The sequence below is a fragment of the Brumimicrobium sp. genome (assembly GCF_048268645.1).
Lineage (GTDB): Bacteria > Bacteroidota > Bacteroidia > Flavobacteriales_D > Crocinitomicaceae > Brumimicrobium > Brumimicrobium ulvae.
Window position 1 is genome coordinate 25,124 of the sequence record NZ_JBLWVE010000013.1, and the last position, 22,294, is coordinate 47,417.

A 22,294-nucleotide genomic window follows, 5' to 3' on the forward strand; every position below is an offset into this window, starting at 1 on the left:
TGGCTTTTAGTTTGATATTAGTAAGAAGTCATTATTTTTGCACCTCGTTTTGACCTGCCTTTTGGCCATATAATTGATTTATAATAATGAAAATAGAGACCATATACGTTATCGAAAACAACAAGTTTGGAAAGACCATTGGAGAGTGGGCTGAAGATAAGCGTATTCAAGTGGTTGCTACATCACACAGAAGTGGTGATTTAAGTGAACTTGTTGACGGTGTTGTATTGTTTCATGAAAATCATAACTTTTCGAAGGAGGATGATGAAACACAAGAGGATTTAAGCAGAGATAATAAAGCTGTGCATAAAGTAGATCTCAATGGTACCTTAGCGGCAACCAATTCTAACTTTAATATGTGGTTGGATAGAAATAGACCCAAAACTTTATTGATCTTAGGCGATGATGAGGTCGCTAAAAATCCTAACCTCCCATTGTTCTTACAAGGAATCGAAGGTTAATAGCATTCGTCAGTCTTTTCTAATACTGTTTTTATTTTTCGGGGTTGACCTTCATACTTTTCTGTGATGGAATTCATCATTTCTGCACATTCCATTTGCTTGGTCTCATCATACCTTGATTGACTAATGCACTCACAGTAATCGGACATTAATGCATCGAGCTCAGGGTCCTCACAACTGGTCAGAAATAGAGCGGAAAACAAAAAGACTAAGATGAGGTAGTTTTTAGATCGCTTTTGTTGCATTACTTTACCGCTTTTAAAGCATTTAACTTCATTTCTTTCACCATGCTTACCAATCCATTCGAACGTGTTGGTGATAAATGCTCTTGCAACCCGATTTCTTTAATAAAACTGAACTGAGAGGTGGCAACATCTGAAGGAGATTCATTATCGACAACGCGAATTAATAACGCTATAATTCCTTTTGTAATGATGGCGTCAGAATCTGCAGTAAACTTCATTTTGCCATCTTTTGTTTCTGCATGTAACCAAACTTGCGATTGACACCCTTTGATTAATCGATCTTCAGTTTTATACTTTTCTTCAATTAACGGTAAGTCTTTTCCAAGCTCGATAATGTATTCGTATTTGTCCATCCAATCTTCATAAATGGCAAACTCATCAATAATCTCTTGTTCTTTCTCTTGAATACTCATATTCTAATTTCGTTTTTAATTTTTAAGCATCGGAATAATTCTTTCCAGTGCTGAAATAAATAAATCAATTTCTTCCTTGGTGTTATAAAGGGCGAAAGAGACACGAATAGTTCCTGGGATACAGAACTGATCCATGATTGGTTGTGTACAATGGTGACCTGTACGGACTGCAATACCCATTTTGTCCAATAATGTACCCACATCATAAGGATGAAGTCCTTCAATTAAGAATGAAATGACGCTGGTTTTTTCTTTGGCTTGACCATAGAATTGAATTCCTTCAATTTTTTTAAGTGCTGACGTAGCGTATTCCAATAACTCTTGCTCGTGTTTATGGACCTTGTCCATGTCCAAAGAATTTAGAAATTCAAAGGCAGTCCCCAATCCTATTCCTCCTGCTATATTTGGTGTTCCCGCTTCAAATTTATGAGGTAAAGTATTGTATGTTGATTGCTCTAATTTAACTTCTTTGATCATGTCTCCACCTCCCTGGTAAGGCGGCATTTGATTTAAAAGTTCTTCCTTTCCGTACAAAACACCTATTCCTGTTGGGCCAAATAGCTTATGACCAGAAAAAGCGTAAAAATCACAGTCTAATTCTTGTACATTCACCTTGATGTGCTGAATGCTCTGTGCCCCGTCGATCAAAACTTTTGCGCCTACTCCATGGGCTTTGTCAATGATGAATTTAACATCGTTCACCGTACCCAATGAGTTGGAAATATGTGTAACTGCAACAAGTTTAGTTTTTTCTGATAATAACTCAACATAAGTGTCTAACATTAAATCTCCTTTGTCATCCATAGGGATGAAGCGCAATTTGCACCCTTTACGCTCGCAGAGCAATTGCCAAGGAACAATGTTGGAGTGGTGCTCCATTGCAGAAATGATGATTTCATCTCCTGCTTGAAGCAATTCACCAAAAGAATAGGCAACTAAATTGATGCTGTCTGTTGTTCCTTTCGTAAATAAAACTTCATGGTTTTCCTTAGCTCCAATGTATTTTTGAATGGTATTTCTTGCATTTTCATACGCTGTAGTGGCTTCTTGACTTAAAGTATGCACCCCACGATGAATATTAGCATTTTCTTTAGTGTAATAATCACTTAGTCGATGAATAACAGACAAAGGTTTTTGTGTTGTGGCTCCATTGTCAAAATAAACCAGCGGTTTCCCGTGAACTTTCTCCTCTAAAATAGGAAATTGAGAACGTATTGCTTGAATATCCATTACTATTGTTTTGTTTACTTACAAAGGTACAAAGCTATATTCAGAATAGACAGCTTTCGGACTACTTTTCTATAGGTCAATGTTTATATGTGACATTTGTTTTAATCTTCTCTTTTCTATTGGAAACAGTTGCTCGGAATAATATTGCGGACTTTAATCACCAAGAGCGCTTTGCTCATATTTTGAATGACTTTTAAGCAGTTGGAAAACTAGAATATTTTTGTTTTTATTCTTTTCCTTTTCGCACTTAACAAAATGTTTTTATATTTATGCTCAACTATTAATGGTAAACTAAAACAATTTTTATGAAAAAGGTATTTATGTACGCTACTGCTTTTGCAATGACATTTGCAATGGCTTCTTGTGGAGGAGACTCTGTAGAATCTGAATTAGAAAACGCAAAAGATGCGATGGAAGAAGCAGGTGAAGATGTGAAAGACGCTGGAGAAGAGGCTTCAGAGAACATTTCTGATGAAATGGAAGCAGCTGGAGAGAAAATCGAAGAAGGTGTTGAAAACGCAAAAGAAGGTGTTGAAGAAGGCGCTGAAACTGTAAAAGAAGCTGCTGAAGATGGAGCTGAAAATGCAAAAGAAATGGTTGAAGAAGCTGATATGAAAATTCAAAAAGAGTTAAACTAAGATATTACTCTTTACAGAATTACAGGGAGCTTGCAAATGCAAGCTCTTTTTTTGTGCTCATTATTTTTTTCTTTTCATTCCTTAGATATAGCAAACCTTAAATCCACCAGCCGATTTACTCAGCCTCGTATTTCTCCTTGTATTTATGGTAAAGGTCTGTTTGTAGATTGGTTAAACTAATGAACTTTCCATGTATCATTCCTAAAGTCAAATTGTTGGTGCGCATGTCTAATGCATTTCCAGTGCTAACAAACAAGGTTGCTTTTTTCCCAACTTCAATACTTCCTGTGAACTTGTCAACCCCTAATATTTTTGCAGTATTTAAAGTAACTGCCGAAATGGCTTCTTCCTCAGTTAAACCATAAGCCATCGCTGTTCCTGCTAAGAAAGGAATGTTTCTTGTATTCATGGTTTCCATTCTTCCTGAATTTTGAATGCAATACAATACTCCCGCATTTTGAAGTAAGGCAGGTAAACGATAAGGTAAGTCAACTGGGTCATCTTCGTTTTCTGGAAGGGTGTGACCTCCTTTGATGATGATTGGAATTTCAGCATCCTTAAGTTGATCCGCGACTTTATAAGCGTCATAACCTCCAACAATAACTGGGTAATTAATTTTTAACTCACGTTTAAAGTCTATAATGTCCAATAAAGCGCGAAGTTGATTGGCATGGATGTACAATCTTTTTTCGCCCGTAAACACTTCACGCATCGCTTCAAATCGAGCATCAAATTTATCGTTGGCTTTACTGTAAGCTAATGCTGCTTCGAAGAATTCACGGAGGTCTTTTAATTGATTGCTGTAATTCTCATTCGATTTACGTGTTGCTGGTTCTGCCCACCAACCACCTCCTTTGGTCGTAGAAGGCCAGTGTAGATGAATTCCATCATCTGTTTTTACGGCAGCGTCCTCCCAATTCCAAGCTTCGAGTTTCATAATGGAGGAACTTCCAGAAATTACTCCACCTTGAGGAGTTACTTGCGCATAAAGCACACCGTTGGTTTTAACTGTTGTACTTATTTCTGACTCTGCATTAAAAGCGATTAAAGAACGTACATGGGGGTTGTATGTTCCGATTTCACGAAAATCACGCGTCGCTCTTACGGCATCAACTTCTGTTAATCCAATGTTAGAATTCGGTGCGAAAAAACCAGGATATAACTCTTGCCCCTTTAGATCAATGATGGTGTCCCATTTGCTTTTGTCTAAATTATATGTCAATGCATTTTCAACCAAGATGATTTCTTCTCCTTGAATTCCTACATATCCTTGATTGATGACTTTTCCATTTCCAATGTGAACTTTTGCTTTAGAAAGCAAAACGCGATCTTGTGTATACGCAATAAAACCAACACAGAAAGTGAGGATAAACGCGCTCAGTATATTTAATGTCTTCATATCTTAATCAATTGAATCTCCAATAGTGTCACAGTGCCAGTGTTTCTCTTTCTTCTTTATGAATGGCTTTTTCGCTTCTCCTGCTTTATTAGAAGCGAGCATTTTACTGATAATTCTTGCTTTTTCTTGTTGAATGCGAAGGTAATGATCAACGCTTTTACTTTCGTCGTACAATAACTCTCCATCAACAAATGTTTTTGAAACCCTAGCTTCTATGCTCAATGGGTTGCTTGTCCAAATCACAATATCTGCATCCTTTCCTTTTTTCAAACTTCCTAATCTGTCGTCTAAATGCATTAGCTTTGCTGGATTTAAGGTCACCATCTTCCAGGCATCTTCTTCTGACATTCCACCATATTTAATCGACTTTGCAGCTTCTTGATTGAGTCTCCTTCCCATTTCTGCATCATCAGAGTTGATGGCCACAACAACACCTTGCTCTTGCATTAAATTAGCATTGTATGGAATAGCATCCTTCACCTCCATCTTGTAAGCCCACCAGTCTGAAAAAGTGCTTCCTCCAGCACCGTGTTTGGCCATTTTATCTGCAAGTTTGTAACCTTCAAGTATATGCGTAAATGTGTTTACAGTGAAACCCATTGAGTCTGCTACTTTCATCAGCATGTTGATTTCACTTTGGACATAACTGTGGCATGAAATGAAGCGCTCCCCATTTTTGATTTCCCAAACTGCTTCTAATTCCAAATCTACTGCAGGTGCCTTGATGTTTTTTCTTTCTGCTTGCTTTGGCGAAAGCTGTGTAAATTCATTCCAACTCTTTTTGTACTCCTCAGCGCGGATAAATGCATCATAAAACACTTGTTCTACACCCATTCTTGTCTGTGGAAAACGAATTGTTTGGTAATCTCCCCAATTGCTCTGTTTTACGTTTTCTCCCAAGGCAAATTTGATGAATTTTGGTGAGTATGGAATTAACATTTGATCTGGTGAGTATCCCCATTTCAACTTGATGATTGCAGAACGACCTCCAATTGGATTGGCAGATCCGTGTAACAACTGTGAAGTGGTTACTCCTCCTGATAATTGACGATATATATTGATGTCGTCATTTCTAACGACGTCTTCAATACTGACTTCGGCAGTTACGGCTTGTCCACTTTCGTTTACTCCCTTAGAAATGGCAATGTGTGAATGTTCATCGATGATTCCTGTAGTGATGTGCATCCCTTTACAATCAATTTCGATGGCATCATGCGGAATGCTGTAATTTCCTGTTCCTACAAATTCTATTTTTCCATCTTTTAATATCACCGTTCCTTCTTTGATGATTCCTTCTTTCTCATTGGTCCATAATGTGGCGTTTCGCAATATGTAATGTTGTTTTTTAGGAAGTGAATCAAAGCCATAAGCCATATTGGGGAACCAAACCTTACCTATTGAACTGGTGTCGACTTTTATTGCATGTTTGGATAATTCGTCTTCCTTTTTCTTGTATCTAGAAAGTTGGACCCCAGCCCATTTGATCCAGATTCCATCTGGAGTTTGTCCTTGTCCTAGGAAAGCATCAATTTTCGGACTGAAATTACCATGCAATGTCAGTACCCCTTTGTAGTTGTCATCATCTACGTCAAAGTGAAATACAGCATCTCTAAAGTCAACTTTTATGCCTGCTTTTACCTTGATTGTATCTATTGTTTTTTTGACAGGATTAGTTGTGGAGTCAATCGTTGTTTTGTACGTAATAACCTCTCCTGTTGGTTGTTCAGGGGTTCCTTTGATGTCTATCACATAAGAGGTTTCGGGTAAACTAAATCGGTATTTCCCGCGGATGTCGATGTCTGCTTTTTCTTTTAAGATGTGCTTTTTACCAAGTGACCATGATTCTTCCATTACAGCATTTTTCACTTCGAAAGGGTCTTTGTCAAAAACAGAAAAGCTTGCAATTTTACCCTCCTCTAATGTTCCTGCTTGATCACTAATATTGAATATTTCAGCTGGGATTGTCGTCAATGCAGCCAAGGCATCCTCTCTAGAAAGTCCATTTTCTAACATTTTATGGAAGTGTTTCCAAAAATCTTCAGCTTTGTTATGTCCTTTTGATGTCAAAGCAAATGTAACATTGTTCTTTTTTAATAGGTAGGGATTAGACGGTGCTAATTCCCATTCTTTTAAATCGCCCAAAGGAATTTGAAGCGCAACATAAGGATCATTTACATCATAAGCTGAAGGGAAGTTCATGGGGAGAATCATCGGATTCTTCCAATCTTTAAACTGTTCAATTTGTTCAAACTCATTTCCTCCGCCCAAAATAATGAAATCAAGGTTGAATTCTTCTCCGATTTTGTTGGCCCTGAACACCTCTAACTTATCATCAACAGCAAACACTAAAGGGTGTTTTAGTTGTTCGTTTAATGCATTTAACGACAGGTTTTCTGGATTTGAATCTTTGTTGTCGGCATAGTATTGCGCATCATGGAACAATTGGCGAAGCAAGGCAATCGCTCCCATTTGAGAAGAAGGGTAGCTTTGTTTTGAAACACCTTTATGAAAAGAGAAGAAAGCACCTCCGTTCGATTTCAACACCGCCTCGCTGTGGTCTAGATCACCAAGAGCGACAATAGCACCACTCCCTCTTGCTATTCCGTCATTAATATGCGTAACGGCAACACCAAAGCCCATTTTTTGAAGAAGTTCAGCACCTTTTTTATCAATTTCAAAATGTTGTGCAGCTTGAACCTCCGGATGAATGGCTTCATTCCAATAATATGCCCCAGCTTTACTGCTTTCCATTTGTGGACGAGGCGACCATTGTTTGCTTTCTGCTTTTGGGAGCCCAATAGAAGAGTAACTTTCTATAAAAGAAGGAACAATTGTTCGGCCTTCCATATCTATTATAATAGCTCCGTTGGGAAATCTTACTTGTCTACCAACAGCCTTGATTTTCCCTTCTTGAACTACCAATGATCCTTTTTTTATGATTTGATCTGGACCTACAATTATTTTGGCATTCCTCAACACGTAAGCAGAGGCTTCGGATTTTTTAACTCCGTTGTTAGGAGTGGGAATCTGACCAAAAGTAAGTGTGCTGATTAGGGAGAATAAAAACGTTAAAAAAAGTGCTGTTTTCATTGGGCTTGTAAGTTTTAAACCTCGAAAATAATCATTTATAAGTAATGAATAAATATATTGTTTGTTTTTAGGTATATTTGGAACAAAAAAAGTAAAATGAAAGGATTAGTAGCTGCACATTCAGGATTAAGGTATATTGTTTTAGCATTGTTGGTAATTGCCATCTTTAATGCTATTGCAAACCTGAAATCAAACAAGTATGAAAAGAAGGATAAAATGATTAATCTCTTTGCGATGATTTTTCTTCACATTCAACTCCTTTTAGGCTTGGTTTTATACATAATTAGTGATAAAGTGCAGTTCGTTGAAGGTTTAATGGGGAATAGTGCGCTAAGATTCTATGCCGTTGAACATATTTTGCTTATGTTAGTAGGAATTACCTTAGTAACGCTAGGTCGTAAAAAGGCGGAAAAAACGCCAGAGCTAGGCTTGCGTCATAAATTAATTTTAAGGTATTACGGTCTTGGACTCATCATTATTTTTATTGGTATTCCTTGGCCATTTATCTATGACGTAGGAGCTGGTTATTTCTAGGCGACTAAAGTTTGACCAACAGACGACAAGGTTTAAGGCAATCGTATTTATATAAAAAGAACAGTAGAATCACTGAATGGAAGTAGGTAAATTAAAAGAAGATTTAAAAGGAGAAAAAGCAGTATTGGTTGGTGTTATTGAACAGAACCAAAGCGAGGAGGAAGCAACAGAACATATTGAAGAACTGGAGTTTTTAGCAAGGACCGCTGGAGCAGAGACAGAGAAAAAGTTTTTGCAAAAGCTACAAATGGCCAATTCTAAAACATTTTTAGGAGCCGGTAAGCTAGAAGAGGTTAAAGATTATGTGATCAAAAATGAAATTGATATGGTGATTTTTGATGATGATCTATCTCCTTCTCAACTAAGAAATATTGAAAGAATATTAGAGGTTAAAATCCTTGATCGTAGCAGTTTAATCCTCGATATCTTTGCTTCTAGGGCACAAACTTCTCACGCAAGAACTCAAGTAGAGTTAGCGCAATATCAATACCTTTTGCCACGATTGACACGTATGTGGACCCACCTTGATAAACAAAAAGGAGGAATTGGGATGCGTGGTCCAGGGGAACGTCAGATTGAAACTGACCGAAGAATCATTAAAGAAAGAATTGCTTTCTTGAAGAAGAAGCTCAAGGAAATTGACAAGCAGAAAAAAGTTCAACGAGGAAATCGAGGTCAATTGGTTCGTGTTGCTTTGGTTGGCTATACCAACGTTGGGAAAAGTACAATCATGAATGCTTTAAGTAAATCTGAAGTATTCGCAGAAAATAAATTATTTGCAACCCTTGATACCACAGTTCGAAAAGTGGTCATCGACAACCTTCCTTTCTTGTTAACCGATACTGTAGGGTTTATTCGAAAGTTACCTCACCAGTTGGTGGAGTCATTCAAGTCGACATTAGACGAAGTGCGCGAATCCGATTTGTTGATCCATGTGGTAGATGTTTCCCATCCTAATTTCGAAGATCATTATAAAGTTGTTAATGAAACTTTAGCTGAAATTGATAAGTCAGATAAACCTACAATTGTTGTGTTCAACAAAATCGATGCTTATCAATACGTTCAGCAAGATGAAAATGATTTGTCTCCGAAGACCAGAGAAAATTATACACTTGAAGAACTGAAAAGTCAGTGGATGACGAAAATGAGCAATAGCAAATGTGTATTTATCTCAGCAGAGAACAAAACAAACTTCGATGAACTAAAACACGTGATTTACGAAGAGGTGAAAACAATATTTCAAGTACGTTATCCTTACAATAGTTTTTTATACTAGTATCGCAGGCTGTCTAATTCTTAAAGCTATAAGATAAAGTTTTTGTTGATTAATCCTTTGAGCAATTTGAATTTACATAACTTGAGTTATTTAATTTGAGAAGCACTGGCGAATTCATCAGGATTTGTGTCCTTAAAATTTATAAAATCAGGGCTTTAGTTTACTCTATTATTTTAGATATTTGTTCAAGATCACCATTCATTAGTAAAATTTCACCACTTTTATTGAGGAGCATGTATGTAGGAAAACCATCAACCCTTAATTTTCTGATTAGGTCCTCGTCGGCAAAGCCAATGCTCCATTTAATAGTGTGTTTTTTAACGTAATTTTCAATTTGTTCTTTTGTATCACCGAAACTCATTCCAATAACTTGAAGCTTATCCTTATTAGATTCTACAAGCTTTTTCAAAGCGGGTAATTGCTGTGTGCAACCTTTACACCACGTACCCCAAAAATCAATAAGTAAGTACTTACCGTGTTCTTGTATGTGTTGAATAGTCGTTATTTCTTCAGTTAACAGTTTTAGGTTTAAATCTGAAATGTCACTGCCTAATTTTATCGGCTGTAAATATTTTTCTTCACTCTTTTTGAGTTTTATATATTTTCCAGAAGCTTCAATCTCTTGTATTTCATAGACTTGGTTTCCAACTTTAATAGCGAAGTCGTCGGTGTACACAACTGCACCTTGATTGAGTTCAATTGAAATAGGATTATTTTTTGAGTCGCTAATAGTTATTCTGTCAAAACCGAGGTCGTTATATAATCCGTTGCAATTATAATCGTATATTCCGATTTTCAAACTGTCTTCATCGAAAACAAGATAAGATACTTTTAAGTTCATTCTTTTATCTGCAAACCAGTAATCTACGTCAACATTGTCATTCCCAAGAGCATCATCTGTGCTCCCTAATATAGACTTAACCTGTCCCTTTAATTTAGGATTTAAATTTGGATAATATAGTTTAATCGGGAACTGTGCTGACGTAAATTCTGAATTATTAAGATATACTATAGCTGAAGTGTCCGCGCGAAAAATAAGAGGGTCTCCATCATCTGAAAAATCTAGATTTTGATTGTAATCAACATATACAACAGGACTAAAACTTGAATAATTACCAATTAAAAAGAGGACTTGGTTCGGTGTTATGGAGTTTTTCCAACCTGTAAAGTAGTTAAGTGCTAAGGCAGTGTCTTTGACAATAAAATTTTCTGGGAAAACAATCTGTTTAGTTTTACCATAATGAATAAACCTACCATCATCAGTACATTTAAATAGTTTCATAAAACCATTGCTATGAGGAGATGAAATGTGATACTCGTCACCGAAATATATTATGAGAGAATCTTGTGAAAACAGCTTGTTGGTAAAACCTAAGAGTAGAAACCCACTCAAAAATATCACCTTGAGCGTTAAATTTTTTTTGAGGATTGTATTTTTCATTTCGATTAACTTTTGAAGCCCTCTGTCGCCTTGTTTATTAAGTACTAGACTTAAATGAAAAAAGACTCGGGGTATAGTGTTGAAATATAGTTGTTTAGTGTTTTTCGTTGTAAAACTAACTATTTTATACTAGTATAGCCACCAATTCATGATTACAAAACGCACCATTAAACCAAAACAAACTGATGGTCTTTTAATAAAGCCCTCAAAGAAGGGTCTGGTCCTAAGAATTGCTCGCCAAACCTATCCATTTCTTCCTTGGTTTCTAAGGAAAGGTTTTCTTGAATGGCTTCAATGTAGGACTGACCAATTACAAAAGGTGTCATTTGAGGAAGTAATTTACCGCCCATAAACTGACCAACGATGTGGTATTCATCATTGAGTTTTATTTCTTCATCAGAAAATAAACAGGCAGATTTCCAATTTTCCCTCCAATTGGATTCCCACATTTTTTGACGTTTTTCTATATGCGCAACCCCACCCATCATTTGCATTAAATAAGCCCTTGATTCTTTGCTCATTTTCTCTGCTTGCTTTTCTGCACAAGGCATACAAATAGCCACCTCGAAAAGTGTTACATCTTTATCTTCGTCAACTCTTTTGTAAGCTTTTTCTATCGAATAAGGAACTTCTCCTTTGCTGAGGTCACGCTCACAAACCTTACAAGCTGTAAACGGTTGGTCGTCGCTGTCTGAGTTGAAATCTTTGGGTATATCTAAATCCATGTTCTTCTGTCTGTTTAACGTATGGGTGAGTTAATTCTTTTCTTTTACTGCCTTAAGGTATGTTTTAAGGTTTTGCTCATCCCGCTTGTCTAGAATCAATAAACGATTATCCGACTCAACTACGATTTGATTGTTAAGTCCTTGAATAATGGCTAGTTTTTCATTGGGTAGATTAATCAAGCAATTGTAAGAGTTAAATACATGGGTGTTCTTTCCTTTGATGCTGTTTCCATTCACATCTTTGTCTAAATGGTCGAATAAACTTCCCCATGTTCCTAAATCGCTCCAGTCAAAATCGGCCAAAACAACATCCACGTTTTTAGCGTTTTCCATAATGGCAAAATCAATAGAAATACTTTCACATCTTCTAAAAGCTGTGTTAACATATTCGTATTCACCGGGAGTGTTGTAGATGCTAAAGTCATCACAGAATAGTTCATACAATTCAGGTTTGAACTTTCTTAAAGCTTTAAGAATTGTTTTAGCTCTCCAAATGAAAATTCCAGAATTCCAGTAATAATCACCGCTTTTCAAGAATATTTCAGCCATTTCACGATTCGGTTTCTCAGTGAACTGCTTTACCTTAGAAATTTGTCCAGGCAATAAGTCTCCGTCTTGGTGAAACTGAATGTAACCGTATCCTGTATCCGGACGTGTAGGCTTAATACCTAAGGTTAAAATTCTATCTTCCTTTGAGGCGCGTGTAATCGCTGTGTTAATAATGCGTTTGAATTTTTCTTCCTTTAGAATTAAGTGGTCAGATGGAGCAACAATCAGATTTGCATCATGGTTGATCGAATAAATCTTTGCTGCTGCATAAGCAATACAAGGAGCAGTGTTTTTACGTTCAGGCTCCGTTAAAATCTGATTTGGTTTTAAGGCAGGCAATTGTGTTTTTACTAGCTCTACATAATGCTCATTGGTTACAATGTATATGTTCTCATCTGGTACAACATTGCACAAACGCTCATAAGTCAATTGAATTAAAGTCTTACCGATCCCTAATACATCAAGGAATTGTTTAGGTAAATCTTCAACTGACATGGGCCAGAATCTACTTCCAACTCCACCTGCCATAATTACTGCGTAATTATTTTCTCTCATCATTAATTGTTTATGGGTTCTACCTCTGCCAATCGATTGACGAGATACTGTTTCCCTGTATTAATTTCCTTGCACAGGTATCTTCTTCTACGTAAGACACCACGTTGAAAGGTTTTTTTGCCTAGACGAAAGTACTCATTATTCCCTAAATTTTCCAACAAAACGATTGATTCATCTCGTTTATCATGCTTTTTTAATGCTCTGGTCAGGTGGATGTCGGTACAACTTGACGCTTTTAAATTCTGTAAACTGCGCTTCAATGCTGCTTCTATTTCAACAGGAAGCTCTTTTTTTTCTAATACAGGAATAAGTAAACGTTTAAATTCGCTTTTCCATTCTGCACCATGAGGTTGAACATAAGGTCCGTATTTGATGTAGGTGGTCATGTGCGCAAACTCATGAATTGTGGTAATTAAAAACGCATAAGGGTTGAGGTCTCCATTGATGGAAATGCGATGCGGTTGACCATTGTATGGAGGACGGTAATCCCCAGCTTTCGTTTTACGTGGTTTACTGATTCTAAAAGCAAGGTTTTCAGAAAACATCAATTCTACTACGTAAGGAATATACCCTTCTGGGACATACTTCTTTAAAGCTTCTGCGATTTTTTCTTTCTTTGTTTTCACGACACAAATGTACTTATAACATTAATTTTTATCGAATTATTCGCTTTGTTTAGGAATAAGCTATTAATTTAGCATAACCAATGAGTTATATAGAGAGTGTAGGAAAATATGTCGGCATGATTAGGCAGGTGTTCTCAAAGCCAGAACGTCTAAAGGTCTATTATACACGTACGTTAACAGAGATTGAGACCATAGGAATTAACTCTGCAGGGATTGTGGCCATCCTTTCTGTTTTTATGGGAGCGGTAATTTCATTGCAAACAGCTTCCAATATGGATAGTCCACTGTTGCCCAAATATACAATAGGTTATATTACCCGTTCAAGTACTATTCTAGAGTTCTCACCGACAATTATTTCTTTAATTTTAGCTGGTAAAGTAGGTTCGAATATCGCTTCTGAAATAGGAACCATGAGGGTAACCGAGCAAATTGATGCTTTAGAAATTATGGGGGTGAACTCTCTTTCTTTTCTTGTACTTCCTAAAGTCATCGCAGCAGTATTCTTCTTCCCGTTTCTGATTATTTGCTCTATGGGATTAAGCATCATCGGTGGATATTACGCAGTAACGCTTTCCGAATTAGCATCACACGAAGAGTTTGTATACGGAATTCGCGCCTTTTTTAAAGTGAGTGACATTACTTATGCCTTGGTTAAAACTTGCGTCTTTGCTTTTGTGATTGTAACTGTGTCTTCTTACTTCGGTTACTTTACGAAAGGTGGTGCACTAGATGTAGGGAAATCTTCAACTCAAGCGGTGGTTTGGAGTAGTATTGTGATCCTCTTAACTAACTTTGTACTGACTCAATTAATACTAATGTAATGATTGAAGTAAAAAATGTAAATAAGTCTTTTGGAGAGAATCACGTTTTGCACGATTTCTCAGCGAAGTTCGAAGAAGGACAAGTAAATCTCATCATTGGTCAATCCGGTCAAGGAAAATCTGTTTTAACGAAATGTATAGTTGGACTAATGGAGGTTGACTCTGGAAGTGTGTTATACAATGGTCGCGATTTTTCTAAAATGAACAGAAAGGAAAGAAAGGATATCCGCAAGGAAATTGGTATGCTTTTTCAAGGTTCTGCGCTTTTTGATTCAATGTCAGTGGAAGAAAATATTATGTTTCCTTTGAAGATGTTTACCAATATGTCCAAAAAGGAAATGCAAGAGCGAGCGGACTTTTGTCTTGAGCGTGTTAATCTATCCGGAAGAAATAAGCTGCTGCCTGCAGAATTAAGTGGGGGAATGATGAAGCGTGTAGCTATCGCACGGGCCATTTCTATGAAGCCAAAGTATCTTTTCTGTGATGAACCGAACTCAGGTCTTGATCCGAGTACTTCCATTTTGATCGATAATTTGATTCAAGAAATTACTTATGAATACGGTATGACCACAGTTGTAATTACTCATGATATGAATAGTGTAATAGAAATTGGAGATCATATTATATTCATCCATACTGGAAGAAATTGGTGGCAAGGAACCAAAGAAGAAATTATTAAAACGGATAATCCAGAAATTATAGACTTCGTTTACGCTTCTAAGTTCATGAAGAACTTAAAAGGGAAGTTGGCATAAAGAAATATAACATGACCATGAAGATTTATCATAATCCACGTTGTTCTAAAAGCAGAGGGGCTTTGGAAATACTACAAGAAAAAGGAGTAGAGGTTGATGTGGTGAAATACCTAGAGGAAACACCAAGCGCTGAAGCATTAAGAGATTTGTTAAAGAAACTCGGAATGAAAGCCGAAGAAATTGTTAGAAAAGGGGAAAAGGACTATAAAGAAAACTTCAAAGGCAAATCTTTGACCGATGAAGAATGGATCCAAGCCTTTATTCAATATCCAAAATTAATTGAACGTCCCATCTTTGTTAAAGGTGATAAAGCTGTTGTTGGAAGACCTCCAGAAAATGTCTTAACTTTACTCTAATTAATGTGTCATTTCACAAAGTCAACCTTTAAACAAAAACGGTTTTAGGTGAAATGAAATTTCTTGTTTTTTTTAATGATTAAGATGGGGTTTTTAAAAAAGCATATCTATACTGTCCTTTTGATTGTTGCCTCATTTGTACTCATTTGGCAAAATATTAGCAATTCCAAGTGGAGAGAAAATCAAATTATTCGATCTGATGTAGCGATTTACTACACCTATTTGCCTGCGACATTTATCTATGGGAACCCTCTTTTTGAGGGAGAAGTAGAACAAGATTCTAAATTTAGAATACACACCAGTCCAACAGGAAGAAATGCTGTAAAAATGAGTATGGGAGTAGCTATGCTGGAAACACCTTTCTTCTTAGGGGGACATTTGTATGCCTTGTTGGACTCTAGGTATGAAGCAGATGGGTTTTCTAGCCCATATCATTTGTCCATATCATTGTCTTCGGTGTTTTTTACCATCTTCGGATTGATTTTCTTAGGGCTTTTCTTGAAAAAAAGATTTTCCAAGACCGTTACCTTACTGACCTTATTCTTTATCGCATTTGGAACAAATCTTTACCATTATACAGTGAATGAAACTGGAATGGCTCACCCTCCAACTTTCTTTTTAGTCGCTTCATTGTTACTTTTAACTGACCGGTGGATTCTAGATAAAAAGATATGGAAAAGTTTGTTGATAGGACTTGTCTTCGGAATGATTGTTTTAATTCGTCCCATTAATATCCTGTTTTGTGTTCCTTTCTTGTTCTTTTTAAAGCAACCTGAAGACTTGTGGAAAGTGCATTTACAACGCTTGTTTCTACCCCTTTCACATATTGTTTTGATTATTGTTGGCGCGTTTTTAATCATGTTACCTCAACTGCTCTTTTGGAAAGTGCAAACAGGAGGATTCATGTATTATTCTTATAGAGATGAAGGCTTTTTTTGGACGAATCCTCATATTTGGGAGGGTCTTTTTTCTTTCCGAAAAGGATGGTTGCTTTATACACCTATGATGTTCTTGGCCTTACTGGGTTTGATTCCCTTGTACAAAACAAAAAAGGAATATTTCATCGGAATTGTGGTGTTTATTGTGCCTTTTCTTTATATCACATTTAGTTGGTGGTGTTGGTGGTATGGTGGAGGATTTGGAGCACGAACACTGATTGATATTTTGCCGTTTATGGCTATTCCTTTAGCGGCCTTATTGACTTGGTTGCTTAAAAATAAAGTAAGGATGAGCTTGGTGTTGATTCCCTTCTTCTTTGTTTATTTGAATAATTTTCAAACTTGGCAGTATTTTAAAGGCTACATCCATTACGACTCAATGACGAAGGAAGGGTATAAGAAAATCTGGTGGATGACACATACCCCTGAAGGATATTGGGAACTTTTACAACGACCTGACTATGAAAATGCAAAACTGAAAGGGGTGGAAGAAAAATTTGTTTCGGTAGAATAATTCTACTAAAACTCCTTCACTTCGAAAGGGTTAAAGTTACCCAATGCCTCGACTTCTTTAATGGTATTCTTTTCAACGCGCAGAACCCTTCCTGGAAACTTGTCGACCAAGCCCATGTCATGTGTGGCCATCAATAGTGCCGTTCCTTCTTTAGCAATGGAGTGAAGCAAACTCATAATGGCAGCAGAGGTTTCAGGGTCTAAATTTCCTGTTGGCTCATCGGCAAGAATTAATTCTGGATTGTTCAATAATGCCCTCGCAATAGAAACCCTTTGTTGTTCTCCTCCAGAAAGTTCATGTGGCATCTTGTAAGCTTTATCTTCTATTCCAACCATACGGAGCACTTCGAGTCCTCGTTGTTCCATTACAGATTTCTTTTTCCATCCAGTGGCTTTCATAACGAAAAATAAATTTTTCATTACCGAGCGGTCTGTTAATAATTGGAAGTCTTGGAATACAATTCCAATCTTTCTGCGCAATAAAGGAATCTCTCTCTTTTTTAGTTTATTCAAGTTGAACCCAACAACTTCTCCTTCGCCATCAACAAGACGCAAGTCAGCATAGAGCGTTTTAAGAAAACTACTCTTCCCAGACCCTGTTTTACCGATGAGGTAAACAAATTCTTTGGCAGAAATTGTTACGTTAATGTCTTGCAGAACCGTTACCTTTTTCTGCTCAACTCTTCCTTGAATAATATTGATTACCTTTTCCACAGACATTTGATTTGTACAAAGATGAACAAAATATTAGAAGAAATTTACGCTTATAAATAACAATCTTAACAGATTTGCGTTTAAAACTTTTAGAGAATGGCATTTTTCTCTCGTGTTTCCTGCTTATTTTTAAGCTCTAAAGCATTTTTTTATTAAAGTCGTACGATGATTACACCACGTAGTTTTATTTTTCTTCTCTCGTTAACCCTTACAACAGTCGTTTGGGGACAATCTTCTGAAAAGTACAGTGGAGAATATGCAAATTTCTATAGGGCCGAAGAATTGTTTGAAAAAGAACAATACAGTGCCGCAAGAGAAACATTTGCAGAGTTTTTAAGTAATTTTAACAATCGTCAAGACCCGCAATATATTAAAGCAAGATATTATTTGGGAATCTCTGCCTTGGAATTGTACAATAGCGATGCGGTCAAAATTCTGATGGAATTCAACAATGATTATCCTGAGAGCATTTATAAAAACGATATCTACTTTAAGATTGGTGAACACTTTTACCAACGTAAAAAATATAAGGACGCAAGGGAGTGGTTGGACAAAACTGATCCTTCGGAAATTGACACTGCTTATGTGGCGGCTTATCATTTTAAACTAGGGTATTCTAATTTTCAGCTAGGAGACTATACAGCAGCAAGAAATGAATTTTATGACATCAAAGATGGGAACTCAAGTTTTAGTGCACCAGCTTTGTATTATTATTCACATATTGCTTATAAAAATGAAACCTATCAAGAGGCTTTGGATGGTTTTTTAGTGTTGAGAGAAGATCCCGTGTTTAAGGATGAAGTTCCATTTTACATAACTCAAATCTACTACCTATTAGGAGATTATGAAAAAGTGACAGAATACGCGCCAGAATATAACTCGGAAGGAAAAGGAATTGCAGGGAATACAGCAGAGATGAACTTGTTGATTGGGGATGCCTACTATAAAGTCGATAAATTCGATGAAGCAGTAGCCTACCTAGAAGATTATAACAACAGAAGTCAGACGACCCGCCAACAAGATTATGCTTTGGCTTTTTCTTACTTTAAAAGTAAACAATATGACGATGCCATCAGAATGTTTGACCGTGTTTCAAGAACCGAAGATAAGTTGGGTCAGGTGTCATTCTATCATATTGCACAGGCGTATATGTACAAGGAAGAATTGAATTATGCGCGAACTGCTTTTAAGTCGGCGTCAGATTTAGATTTTGATCCAGAAGTTCAAGAAGATGCACTGTACAATTATGCCGTATTGTCTTACCGATTAGATTACAACCCCTACAACGAAGCTATTTTAGCCTTCGAACTTTTCCTAAATGAATATCCTAATTCCGACCGAAAAGAGGATGTTTACAGTTATTTGGTGAACGTATATTCGAGCACGAAGAATTATGCGGAAGCATTAAAATCCTTAGATCGAATTCCAAGCTTAAACATCAAGTTGAAAACAGCTTATCAGGTGGTTTCCTACAATATGGGAATTGAAAAATATGAAAGAGGAGATTATCAAGGTGCTATAAAGGCTTTACAAGGAGTTTTGAAATATGACATCGACCCAATGATTACCAGTAAAGCAAAGTTTTGGGAGGCAGATGCCCACTTTATGTTGACTGAATTTAATGTTGCAATAAAAGAGTTCCGAGAATTCTTAACAATTCCAGGAATGAATGATTTAGAACTGAAAGAATCTGCATATTATAATATTGCTTATGCCTATTACAATCAAAAAGATTGGGTCCAAGCAATTCAAGCCTTCAGAACATTTACACAATTAAATAATATTCAAGACCCATCAAAATTGGCAGATGCTTATGCGAGAATTGGAGATTGTTACTATACAAAAGCAGAACCTGATTTCCAAAAGGCAGCATTGAATTACGAGAAAGCTTTAACTTATGATGCGGCAAAGAAAGATGGTTTGCTTTATTCATTGTCGAAAGTATACCGTTTAACTCCAGGAAAAAGAGATGCGCAAATTTCTACCTTGAAGAAAATCATTAAAAACTATCCTAATTCTTCCTTTGTTATTCCTGCAATATTTGACATGGGAATGGGGTACAAAAACAATGGGGCCTATAGTGAAGCAGTAGCTCAGTTTGAGCAAATAGTAAATAATTATCCGAGTAATATTTTAGTCAAAGATGCGCTCATTGAAATTGCAGACATCAAATTTAAACAAAAGCATTATCAAGAATCAGAGAGCTATTTCAGACGTGTGTTGAATGAATATACTTTAGATGATGTTACTTGTAAACGTGCCACTCAAGGTATTGTCGACGTATATCGTGTAACTCGTCGTCAAGATGAAATCGTAGGTATTGGAAATGAATACCCTTGTGCCGATATTTCAGAAGATGATGAAGAGGTCTTCTTTTATGAAACAGCAAGCGAGCTGTACATGAACGAAAATTATGATGAAGCTATTCCAGAAATCAATAAGTACTTGAAACGATACCCGAATGGAAGGTTTGCAGTACAGCTGTTGAGCTATTTGGCAGACATCTACTATCAAGATGGAGAAGAAGATAAAGCGGTGACTTATTATGAGAATATTATCAATCGTCCAAACTCTGCATATACAGAAGAAGCTTTGGTCCGTGCTTCAAAACTATTGTACAACAGTGAACAGTACAGTCGTGCTTTGCCACATTATGAAAAGCTAGAAAACCTCGCCTCTAAACCACAAATCGTTTTCAACACGCGCGTTGGCTTAATGAGGACAAATTACCTTTTAGAAAACTATGGGAAAGCAGCAATTGCTGCCAATAAAGTGTTAAAAGACGATTTATTGGACGACGAAACTATTCGTGTAGAAGGAAACTATATCGCAGGAATGTCTTATTATAAAACCAAGGAGTATCAAAAATCACTAGACTTTTTGCGTTGGACGGCAGACAATACTGGAAAAGTTAGAGGAACAGAAGCTTTATATACTTTGACCAGTTCTTATTTCCACCTGGAAAACTATACGCAAGCAGAAAAATTGCACAATGAGTTGCTAAAAAGAAAGCCTGCCTATGATTATTGGATTGCAAAATCTTTAATTCTTCAAGGACGTGTGTTCATGGTCACTGGTGATTTATTTCAAGCAGAAAAAACCCTTGATTTAGTAATTAACAACTATCCGAATCAAGAGGATGGTGTATTGCAAGAAGCGGAAAAAGTAAAGTCCGAACTAATGCAACTCAAAGATTCTCCTAAAAACGTGGAGGACAAAACAAATCGAATGATTGACATAAATGATGGAGGCAATGAATAAGTACATAGTTATATTTCTAAGCATAGTTTGCTTCTTTCCTGCTTTTGGTCAAAAGACAGGAGATGTTGAGGTAGTTACAGATTCCGACCGCTCGATCAGTCTGGCAACAAGGATTTATTCGCGACCAAAAATGATTGATACTTCTATTACTTCTCCAGTGGTTGATTATCCATTGTTGGTGTTGCAAGAAGAAATTTCATTCGAAGTTGATGGTATTGAACCCGCAAATATTCGCCACCGTCCACAGTTGCCACAATTGTATAATGGATATGCTAAAATTGGTGGAGGAAGCAGATTGATGGGACTTGGAGAAGTGTATTATAATTCTGTTCGCTCAAGAAAATACAATTGGGGAATTCATGCAAAGCATCACTCAGAATGGGGGCAAATTTCTGACTACGCGCCTTCTCAATATGACAATACTTCTGCAAAAGTGTTCGGGAAGATTGAAGAACGTCGTTTTTCCTACGGAGGTGCTTTTGATTACCAAAACCAAGGTTTGCATTATTATGGTTTCAATAATCCAGATGCTGACAGAGACAGTATTAGACAACGTTATCAATCCATTGGGTTCAATGCCTTTTTTGATTCGCATAAAAAAGATTCTGCAATGTTAAATTACAGGGTTGGACTAGAGTATGATAACTTTATGGATAGAAAACCAGAAGAAGATAGCTTAAAGTTATGGAGAGGTCGTGAAAACTTTGTTGGGGTTAAAACCACTTGGCAGTACAATATGAGTTCGAATGTTTTGCTCTCTAACTTGCGTGCTGATTTTGACATTAGCTACAATGATTACCGTTATGGAATTGGCGACAGTTCACTCACAGCTTTAGACACTGGAATTGTATCGAAAAACACCGTAATTCAATTGCGACCAGTGACAAGCTTTTACGGTCTCAATGAAAAACTTCAGTTTAAAGTTGGAGGAGAATTCGCATTAGACTTTCACGATAAAACAAGAGCGAGCCTTTATCCAATTGCTGAAGCCCGATATTCACTTTTTAATGATATGTTTATTCCCTACGCAGGTATCGAAGGAGGGTTGAAACAACAGCGTTTTGAGCTTTTGGCCAATGAAAATGAATTCATAGGATCCAATAATCAATTAAAAAATGAGAGCAGATATGAGTTCTATTTCGGAATCAAAGGAACCTTGTCTTCTCGTATTAGTTTTAATGCCAACGTTGCATTTGCTAACTTGAGAAATCACGCCTTGTTTGTGAACGACACCATATATTCTTCAGGAAATCAGTTCCGTGTGGAGTACGACACTGTTTCAATGACTACTATTTCGGCAAGTATCTCTTACCAACACAATGAGAAATTGAAAGTAGATGTAATCGGTAAATTCAATAGCTACGAAGCAAAGAACAACCCTTATGCATGGAACAAACCTCAATTGGAATTAATCACAAGAGGAAGCTACAACATCGCGGATAAGTTAATTGCTAAAGTTGATTTTTCTCTTGAAACAGGAAGAAGAGCACGCGTATTTGACCCCACAATTGAAGGAGTGGAGATGGAAGACGGAATTCACTTTAAAAAATTAGGCGTTTTAGCCGATGCTAACTTGGGCGTTGAGTTCAGATACACTAAACGTTTGTCTATATTTGCCAACTTCAATAATGTCGCTGCCCAAAGCTACCAAAGGTGGTTTGGCTACCCAGTAAATGCTTTTCAGTTTATGGCAGGATTGACCTTTAGGTTTTAAGGTTGAATAACCAGGATGTGTAAGTTTTTTCAAGGTGGGT

General features: G+C 36.8%; 20 protein-coding genes. 10 read left to right on the top strand and 10 right to left on the bottom strand.

Going from position 1 to position 22,294, the window contains the following annotated elements:
- The first annotated feature begins 86 nt into the window (after positions 1-86).
- Positions 87-461, top strand: coding sequence for a hypothetical protein (locus ACN0U3_RS10590; protein WP_299204747.1), 375 nt, complete (start codon positions 87-89; stop codon positions 459-461).
- On the opposite strand, the gene ACN0U3_RS10595 is transcribed toward ACN0U3_RS10590, so the two are convergent.
- Genes ACN0U3_RS10595 through ACN0U3_RS10605 form a run of 3 tightly spaced genes read right to left on the bottom strand, consistent with a single transcriptional unit; the run spans position 458 to position 2,349 of the window.
- Positions 458-706 (bottom strand): hypothetical protein, encoded by a 249-nt coding sequence (locus ACN0U3_RS10595; RefSeq protein ID WP_299204744.1) that lies wholly within the window; start codon positions 704-706, stop codon positions 458-460. The genes ACN0U3_RS10590 and ACN0U3_RS10595 overlap by 4 nt on opposite strands.
- Positions 706-1,119, bottom strand: a complete 414-nt coding sequence (locus tag ACN0U3_RS10600) for a SufE family protein (RefSeq protein WP_299204741.1) — start codon at positions 1,117-1,119, stop codon at positions 706-708. Before ACN0U3_RS10600 ends, ACN0U3_RS10595 begins: the two co-directional genes overlap by 1 nt.
- 15 nt (positions 1,120-1,134) lie before the next feature.
- Complete coding sequence (locus ACN0U3_RS10605) at positions 1,135-2,349, bottom strand: aminotransferase class V-fold PLP-dependent enzyme (RefSeq protein ID WP_417266195.1); 1,215 nt, start codon at positions 2,347-2,349, stop codon at positions 1,135-1,137.
- Positions 2,350-2,654: 305 nt separating this feature from the next.
- Here ACN0U3_RS10605 and ACN0U3_RS10610 point away from each other — a divergent pair, with 305 nt between their 5' ends.
- Positions 2,655-2,987: a hypothetical protein gene (locus tag ACN0U3_RS10610; protein ID WP_417266196.1), complete on the top strand. Its 333-nt coding sequence runs from the start codon at positions 2,655-2,657 to the stop codon at positions 2,985-2,987.
- A gap of 115 nt (positions 2,988-3,102) precedes the next feature.
- Here the strand turns inward: ACN0U3_RS10610 and ACN0U3_RS10615 are convergent, their stop codons facing one another.
- Together ACN0U3_RS10615 and ACN0U3_RS10620 are read right to left on the bottom strand one after the other, a co-directional pair.
- Positions 3,103-4,386, bottom strand: coding sequence for an amidohydrolase family protein (locus tag ACN0U3_RS10615; protein WP_417266197.1), 1,284 nt, complete (start codon positions 4,384-4,386; stop codon positions 3,103-3,105).
- A 3-nt stretch (positions 4,387-4,389) separates the two neighbouring features.
- Entirely contained in the window at positions 4,390-7,476 is a 3,087-nt protein-coding gene (locus ACN0U3_RS10620) for an amidohydrolase family protein (RefSeq protein WP_417266198.1), read from the bottom strand.
- Between the two features lie 96 nt (positions 7,477-7,572).
- On the opposite strand from ACN0U3_RS10620, the gene ACN0U3_RS10625 reads away from it, so the two are divergent.
- Together ACN0U3_RS10625 and hflX are read left to right on the top strand one after the other, a co-directional pair.
- Positions 7,573-8,010 (top strand): hypothetical protein, encoded by a 438-nt coding sequence (locus ACN0U3_RS10625; RefSeq protein ID WP_299204729.1) that lies wholly within the window; start codon positions 7,573-7,575, stop codon positions 8,008-8,010.
- Positions 8,011-8,086: 76 nt separating this feature from the next.
- The gene (gene hflX / locus ACN0U3_RS10630) at positions 8,087-9,286 is read left to right on the top strand and encodes a GTPase HflX (protein ID WP_417266199.1); all 1,200 of its coding nucleotides are present in this window, start codon (positions 8,087-8,089) and stop codon (positions 9,284-9,286) included.
- A gap of 160 nt (positions 9,287-9,446) precedes the next feature.
- Here the strand turns inward: hflX and ACN0U3_RS10635 are convergent, their stop codons facing one another.
- The 4 genes from ACN0U3_RS10635 to ACN0U3_RS10650 form a co-directional block, all read right to left on the bottom strand.
- The gene (locus ACN0U3_RS10635) at positions 9,447-10,727 is read right to left on the bottom strand and encodes a TlpA family protein disulfide reductase (protein WP_417266200.1); all 1,281 of its coding nucleotides are present in this window, start codon (positions 10,725-10,727) and stop codon (positions 9,447-9,449) included.
- A gap of 167 nt (positions 10,728-10,894) precedes the next feature.
- Positions 10,895-11,452 (bottom strand): hypothetical protein, encoded by a 558-nt coding sequence (locus tag ACN0U3_RS10640; RefSeq protein WP_417266201.1) that lies wholly within the window; start codon positions 11,450-11,452, stop codon positions 10,895-10,897.
- 30 nt (positions 11,453-11,482) lie between these two features.
- Positions 11,483-12,556: a mannose-1-phosphate guanylyltransferase gene (locus ACN0U3_RS10645; protein WP_299204716.1), complete on the bottom strand. Its 1,074-nt coding sequence runs from the start codon at positions 12,554-12,556 to the stop codon at positions 11,483-11,485.
- Positions 12,557-12,558: 2 nt separating this feature from the next.
- Positions 12,559-13,182: a SprT-like domain-containing protein gene (locus tag ACN0U3_RS10650; protein ID WP_299204714.1), complete on the bottom strand. Its 624-nt coding sequence runs from the start codon at positions 13,180-13,182 to the stop codon at positions 12,559-12,561.
- A gap of 80 nt (positions 13,183-13,262) precedes the next feature.
- On the opposite strand from ACN0U3_RS10650, the gene ACN0U3_RS10655 reads away from it, so the two are divergent.
- The 4 genes from ACN0U3_RS10655 to ACN0U3_RS10670 all read left to right on the top strand — a co-directional run bounded on the left by ACN0U3_RS10655 (position 13,263) and on the right by ACN0U3_RS10670 (position 16,566).
- A complete protein-coding gene (locus tag ACN0U3_RS10655; protein ID WP_299204711.1) occupies positions 13,263-14,003 on the top strand; it encodes an MlaE family ABC transporter permease in 741 nt (246 codons plus the stop codon).
- Positions 14,003-14,758: an ABC transporter ATP-binding protein gene (locus ACN0U3_RS10660; protein WP_299204708.1), complete on the top strand. Its 756-nt coding sequence runs from the start codon at positions 14,003-14,005 to the stop codon at positions 14,756-14,758. Before ACN0U3_RS10655 ends, ACN0U3_RS10660 begins: the two co-directional genes overlap by 1 nt.
- 11 nt (positions 14,759-14,769) lie before the next feature.
- The gene (gene arsC, locus ACN0U3_RS10665) at positions 14,770-15,114 is read left to right on the top strand and encodes an arsenate reductase (glutaredoxin) (protein WP_299204705.1); all 345 of its coding nucleotides are present in this window, start codon (positions 14,770-14,772) and stop codon (positions 15,112-15,114) included.
- An 84-nt stretch (positions 15,115-15,198) separates the two neighbouring features.
- Positions 15,199-16,566, top strand: coding sequence for a hypothetical protein (locus ACN0U3_RS10670; protein WP_417266202.1), 1,368 nt, complete (start codon positions 15,199-15,201; stop codon positions 16,564-16,566).
- Positions 16,567-16,571: 5 nt separating this feature from the next.
- Here the strand turns inward: ACN0U3_RS10670 and ACN0U3_RS10675 are convergent, their stop codons facing one another.
- Complete coding sequence (locus tag ACN0U3_RS10675) at positions 16,572-17,279, bottom strand: cell division ATP-binding protein FtsE (RefSeq protein ID WP_299204698.1); 708 nt, start codon at positions 17,277-17,279, stop codon at positions 16,572-16,574.
- A 165-nt stretch (positions 17,280-17,444) separates the two neighbouring features.
- Between ACN0U3_RS10675 and ACN0U3_RS10680 the strand changes: the two genes are divergently transcribed.
- Positions 17,445-20,540 carry a tetratricopeptide repeat protein gene (locus tag ACN0U3_RS10680; RefSeq protein WP_417266203.1) on the top strand — a complete coding sequence of 1,032 codons (3,096 nt, stop codon included), beginning with the start codon at positions 17,445-17,447 and terminating at the stop codon, positions 20,538-20,540.
- The gene (locus ACN0U3_RS10685) at positions 20,533-22,254 is read left to right on the top strand and encodes a hypothetical protein (protein ID WP_417266204.1); all 1,722 of its coding nucleotides are present in this window, start codon (positions 20,533-20,535) and stop codon (positions 22,252-22,254) included. The genes ACN0U3_RS10680 and ACN0U3_RS10685 overlap by 8 nt, the downstream gene beginning before the upstream one ends.
- Positions 22,255-22,294: the final 40 nt, after the last annotated feature.